The sequence below is a fragment of the uncultured Caballeronia sp. genome, from assembly GCF_964243625.1.
Taxonomy (GTDB): Bacteria; Pseudomonadota; Gammaproteobacteria; order Burkholderiales; family Burkholderiaceae; genus Caballeronia.
Map to the genome: position 1 here is coordinate 1 of NZ_CAXTGZ010000387.1, position 5,905 is coordinate 5,905.

5 protein-coding genes and 1 pseudogene are annotated in these 5,905 nt (G+C 61.4%); all 6 read right to left on the bottom strand.

Annotated elements, in window-relative coordinates; translation table 11 throughout:
- Positions 1–179, bottom strand: a pseudogene (locus ACFFAR_RS22470) (microcin ABC transporter permease); the annotation flags it as partial.
- A gap of 7 nt (positions 180–186) precedes the next feature.
- Entirely contained in the window at positions 187–2,025 is a 1,839-nt protein-coding gene (locus ACFFAR_RS22475) for an ABC transporter substrate-binding protein (RefSeq protein WP_174363857.1), read from the bottom strand.
- Positions 2,018–2,779 carry a TonB family protein gene (locus ACFFAR_RS22480; RefSeq protein WP_062002824.1) on the bottom strand — a complete coding sequence of 254 codons (762 nt, stop codon included), beginning with the start codon at positions 2,777–2,779 and terminating at the stop codon, positions 2,018–2,020. The genes ACFFAR_RS22475 and ACFFAR_RS22480 overlap by 8 nt, the downstream gene beginning before the upstream one ends.
- A 13-nt stretch (positions 2,780–2,792) precedes the next feature.
- Positions 2,793–4,445 carry a peptide ABC transporter substrate-binding protein gene (locus ACFFAR_RS22485; protein ID WP_069638408.1) on the bottom strand — a complete coding sequence of 551 codons (1,653 nt, stop codon included), beginning with the start codon at positions 4,443–4,445 and terminating at the stop codon, positions 2,793–2,795.
- Positions 4,446–4,608: 163 nt separating this feature from the next.
- Complete coding sequence (locus ACFFAR_RS22490) at positions 4,609–5,391, bottom strand: energy transducer TonB (RefSeq protein WP_375508498.1); 783 nt, start codon at positions 5,389–5,391, stop codon at positions 4,609–4,611.
- The gene (locus ACFFAR_RS22495; protein WP_062002821.1) at positions 5,388–5,810 is read right to left on the bottom strand and encodes a biopolymer transporter ExbD; all 423 of its coding nucleotides are present in this window, start codon (positions 5,808–5,810) and stop codon (positions 5,388–5,390) included. The genes ACFFAR_RS22490 and ACFFAR_RS22495 overlap by 4 nt, the downstream gene beginning before the upstream one ends.
- Between the last annotated feature and the right edge of the window lie 95 nt (positions 5,811–5,905).

Here is a 5,905-nt window from a genome sequence, read left to right on the forward strand (position 1 = left end):
CCGTGATAACCGCCGCCTCCGCCCGCCTCGCCGCCATGGGTCGCGCCGTGGCGCAACTGGCTCATCATCTGTTCGACCGGACCGCCCGGCACGAACTGCGTGACCACGAACGTGAGCGTGACCACGCCGATCAGCGTGGGGATCATCAGCAACAGACGTCTCAGGATATAAGCGGCCACGGCAATCTCAATGTGTTGGGGCGCTGGTTGCCGGCACCGGCTTCACGAACCAGTAATCGAGCAGCCAGTCCTCGGCGTAGTACGACTTCGGCAGGACTGAAGGGAACCCCATGCGCGCCTTGTATCCCACGCGCGTATTCGGCGCATAGTACTCGGGCACGATGTAATAACCGTTGATCAGGATACGGTCGAGCGCGTGCGTGGCGGTCTGCAGATCGGCGAGCGTATTGGCTTTGAGCGCGGCATCGATCATCGCATCGGCGGCTTTCGATTTCACGCCGGGGAAATTTTCCGAACCGGGTTGCGCTGCCGCCGCGCTGCCAAAACGCCGCGTCAGTTCGCCGCCCGGAATGGTCACCGGCGAATAGATATAGGTGGTCATGTCGAAGTCGAACGCGTCCATGCGTTTGCCGTATAGCGCGCTGTCGAGTTCACGCATATGCGCCTGGATACCGAGCGTTTGCAACTGCTGCACGAAAGGCATGATCACGCCGTCCATGCCGGGTTGATCGTCCATGATCTCGATCGACATGGCCGTGCCGTTTGCATCGCGCAACGCACCGTCGCGATAATTCCAGCCTGCCTCGTTCAGCAGCGCCTGCGCTTCGCGCAGGTTCGCACGGATCGAATGGGGCGGCGTGGTGTCGGGTTGCCTGAGCATCGGGCCAAACACGGCCGCCGGAAGTTCCGCTCGATACGGCTCGAGCAACGCCAGTTCATTCGCGTCCGGCACGCCGGTCGCACCGAACGGACTGTCCTGGAAGTAACTGCCTGTCCGCCGGTATTGCCCGTAGAACGTCAGCCGGTTCAGCCACTCGTAATCGAACGCGAGCGTGAGCGCGCGACGCACGCGAGGATCGGCGAACTGAGGTCTGCGCGTGTTCATGAAAATGCCCTGCATCTGCGCGGGACCATCGGGAAAGAGACCTTTCTTCAGCGATCCGTTAGCGATGTTCTTACCGACGTATTTTCGCGCCCACGTACCCGACGAATATTCCACCCGCATGTCCGTGTGCCCCGCCTTGAAGTCTTCGAGCGACGTGTAGTGATCGGTGAAGAGGCGAAACGTGATGCGTTTGAAGTGGTACATGCCACGGCGCGCCGGCAGGTCGGCGGCCCAGTAGTCCGGGTTGCGCACGTACGTGATCTGCTTGTCGTTCTTGCGCTGCTCGATCAGGTAAGCGCCACTCGCAAGCGGTGGATCGGTCGCAATCTTGTCGAACGAAGGACGCGTGCCGTCCGGCTTCATGCCCCACTTCGGCGAGAACACCCACAGGTCGCCCGCAATCAGTGGCGCGTCGCGGCGTGCTTCCTTGAAATCAAACCGCACGGTAAGACGATCAACCACCGTCGCCTTCGTGATGTTGGCGAATTGCGAGTTGAAGATGGGCGAGACATGGCTGCTCGCAAGCGTGTCGTATGAATACTTCACGTCGGCGGCGGTGATCGGGTCACCGTTCGAGAAACGCGCCTTCGGGTTGATGTGAAAAGCCGCAAACTTGCCATCGGGCGCGACGTTCACGTCGTCGGCTATCAACGGATACTCCGACGCCAGCTCGTCCCAGCTTCGCTGCATCAACGTATCGAACATGAGGTTCTTGAGGTCGGGCGCAGGCGCGCCGCGAATCAGGAACGGATTCATGGAATCGTAGCTTTGCAGCTCGTCGTAATTCTGGAAGTCGATGTCGCCGTCGTTCGGCGCGTCGGGGTCCGCGTAGTCGAAGTGCGTGAAGCCCGCCGGATATTTCGGCTCGTCGTATTGCGCTATCGATGGACGCGCGAGCGCCCCCTGTGCCATGAACATCACGCCGAGCGCGAGCGTCACCAGCCTTACTGCTTTACTCATCGTCGCTCGCGGTTGTCTTGAACGAGAACTGCACTTCGCCAACATACGGCTCGGGGTTCTTTTCGCATTTATAGCCCTTGCCGGCCGCGATCACCGCATCGTTGAAGACGGACGTGGGTGGCGAAACGCGCATGATCTTGACGTCGCTGACCTGCCCGTCGGTACCTATCGACAGACGCGCCGTCACCGTCGCCGAGATGCCGTCCTGCAGCGCCTTGCGCGGAATCTGCGGCTGCACGGACTGGCAGTGGCCGCGTCCATCGACCACGCCATGCAAGCCCGGCGCAGGCGCGGGAGTCGGCGCAGCCGCTGCGGCAACAGGCGCTGCAGGCGTCGTATTCGCCGGGGCCGTCGCGAGCGCAGGCGCGTTGGGCGAGGGATTGGCCGCGGCAGGAATGTTCGCTTCCTTCGGCGCCGGCGCGGGTTTCGCGGGAGGCGGCTTCGGTGTCGGCAACGGTTTCGGCTTGACCGGCGTCGGCTTCGGTTTTTCAACCGGCGTGGGCGCAGGCGGCGGCTCGATCTTCTTTACTTCCGGCGGCGGTGGCGGTGGCGGAGGTGGCGGTGGCGCCATGGTCACGCGCATCTCCTTGGGCGGCGCTTGCACAGGCGCAAAGTTCACATGCGTGAGGCCGTAGATCATCAACACCGTCACGACGACCGCCGCCGCGATGAACACACCCATCGGCTGATGTTTGTGTTCCGCGTGCGCGGACGCCCACAGCGCGCCCTTCAAGGGTTCATGCGAATCGTTCATGACGGGTTCGGGCTCAGTGCTTGATGATGTACAGGTCTTCGCTGCGGTAGTGGTCCATCGGATTCTTCGTGGAATAACCGCCCACGTAGCTCTTCACGAGGCGCACGAGCGTGTATTGCAGGAGCGGCAGCATGGGATAGTCTTCCATTGCAACCTTGCCTGCTTCCGTTTGCAGCTTCAGGCGCGTAGCGGGATCGGTGGAGTTCGATGCTTCACGCATCAGCGCATCGGCTTTCGGATTGCAGGCCTGATTGTCGTTTTGCTCCGAGCCGCACTGAACCAGAGTCAGGAACGTGCTGGCGTCGTTGTAGTCGGCAACCCAGCCGTTGCGCGCAATCTGGTAATCGCCATCATGGCGCTTCTTCAGCAAGACCTTGAATTCCATGGCCTGGATGTCGGTATCGAGCCCGAGCTTGCTCTTCCATTCCGACGCCGCGAAGATCGCCATTTTCTTGTGATATTCGCTGGTGTTCATCGCGAACTGCAGCTTGGTGCCAGGCTTCACGCCCGCTTCGGCCAACAGTTTCTTGGCCTCTTCCACGCGCTTTGCCATGGGCCATGACGCCCAGTCGTAGGCGTTCACGTCCGCGCCCTTCACGCCCTTTACAATCACGCCATACGCCGGGATCTGGCCATCGGCCGTGACGCGTTGCGCTAGGATGTCGCGATCGATGACCATCGACAACGCCTTGCGCACGCGTACGTCTTTCAACAACGGGTCCTTGTTGTTGAACGAGTAGTAGCGCAAGCCGAGCATGGGCGCCGCGCGCATCTCGTTCGGATACTCCTGCTTGTAGCGGGCGAACGTGCCAGAGGGCAATTGGTAAACCCAGTCGTTGCCGCCCGACTCGTACTGCTTTACGTCGGTGTTCTCATCTTCGATAGGCAGGTACGTCACCTGGTTCAGTTGTACGTAGCCGGCATTCCAGTAATTCGGGTTCTTCGCGAGCACGAGCCGGTTGTTCACCTGCCAGTCTTTCAGCATGAACGCGCCGTTGCTGACGAGCTTGCCCGGCTTCGTCCAGTCCTTGCCGTTCTTCTCCATCGCGGCCTTGTTGATGGGGCCGAAGTTCGTGTTGGTCATCAGGTCAGGCAGGAACGGCACCGGGTACGGGGTCCTTATCTGCAGCGTATTCGCGTCGATCGCCGTCACACCAAGCGATGCGACCGGCTTTTTGCCCGCGACGATTTCCGTGCCGTTCAGCAGAAACATGCCATACGTGTTCGCATATGGTGATGCGGTTTTTGGATCGACGAGCCGCTGGGCACTGAAAACGAAATCTCCCGCCGTGACTGGTTCGCCGTTCGACCACTTCGCGTTCTTTCGCAGATGAAAGATCCACGTGGTCGAGTCTTTCATTTCCCACTTCTCGGCGACGCCGGGTACCGTTTCACCGTCGGAGCGAACAGCAGTCAGGCCTTCGAAGAGATCCCGCGTAACGTTATTGGCCGGCACGGATTCAGCGACGTTCGGATCGAGCGTCTCGACTTCGCTGCCATTGTTGCGCACCAACTCCTGCTTCGCGGCGAGTTGCGTGCCGGGCGGGATGATGGCCGCGCTGGCGAGACTGGGGAGGATTGCGGCGCTGAAGAGACACGCGGCCAATAAAGTGGACGACCGGCGCGCAGGAAGAACGGATGAAGAAACGGACGAAGCGAAAAACATCAAGGAAACTCCCGGAATTCATGACTTGCCGCCAATGGCCGATGATCAGTGACCACTCGCGGTTGCAGCGGCCTTCGGCATGTCTCACACACTGAGCGGGACATGCCGAAGGTTTGGTTCAACTTTGTGATGAATCAGATCCGGCGAACGCGCATGAAGACCGTCATTCGTCGTCGCTGCTCGGCGCGGTCTTGAACGAGAAGGTCACCTCGCCAACATACGGCTCGGCGTTCTTCTCGCACTTGTACGCCTTGGCTGCAGTCGTGACGGCTTCGTTGAAGACCGAAGTCGGCGGCGTCGTCTTCACGATCTTCACGGCGCCCACGCTGCCGTCCGGATTGATCGTCAGATGCGCGATCACGTCAGCCGAGATGCCGTCCTGCAGCGCCTTGCGCGGAATCTGCGGCTGCACGGACTGGCAGTGTCCACGGCCATCCACCACACCATGCAACGCAGGCGGCGCGACAGGCGCGGCGCCCGTTGCGGCCACTGGCGGACTTGGCGGCGAGTTGGTCGGCGTGGTGGCCACGGCAGGCGCGTTGGCGGACGGATTCGCTGCAGCCGGGATCTGCGCTTCCTTCGGCGCGGGCGACGGTTTGGCCGGCGGCGGCTTGGGCGTGGGCAACGGCTTCGGCTCGACCTTCTTCGGCACCGGCTTTTGCGGCGTGGGAGCCGGCGGCGGCTCGAGCTTCTTCACCTCGGGCGGCGGCGGTGGCGGAGGCGGCGGTGGCGCCATGCGCACGCGCAGTTCTTTCGGCGGCGGCGGCGCGTCAGGGGTGAAGTTCACGTGCGAGAGACCGGCAATCAGCAACAGTTCGACGAGCAACGCGGCGCCGACCGCGACTTTCATCGATACCTTGCCGTCTTTCGATGCTCCCTTCGACGCCCACAGCGCCCCGTCCAGAGGCACGCGAGGCGTGCTGACCAGATGTACGGGAGCGTTCATGTCGTCGGATTCGTCGCCAGTGCTACAGAGCTGATACCGGCCGCGCGCACCAGGTCCATCACGTGGATGATGTTCTTGTAGCTCGTGCCTTCGTCGCCGGAGATGGCGACATCGACTTTCTTCGAATCGCTCACGAGGCCCTTCAGGCGCGTGGTGAGTTCGTCGGGCGTGATGGGCTTCGCGTCCAGGTAAAGCTCGTCGGTCTTCGTCACGCCGATCGATACCTTGATGGTCTGCTGCAACGCTTCGGCGGTACTGGATTGCGGCAGGTCCAGCTTGATGCCCGCACCCTGGATCATCTTGAGCGTGGCGAGCATGAAGAAGACCAGCAGGAACATCATGATGTCGATCATCGGGATGATCTCGATGCGTGCCTTCTCTTCCGCGCCCAGATAATGACTGCGGTGATTTCTACTCATCTCAAACCTCTTCTGTTTCCAAACGACATTGATGCATGCGGCAAACGGCTCGAGAGCCCTCTATGCAGCAACTCATGCGGCAATTTCAGGGCGCA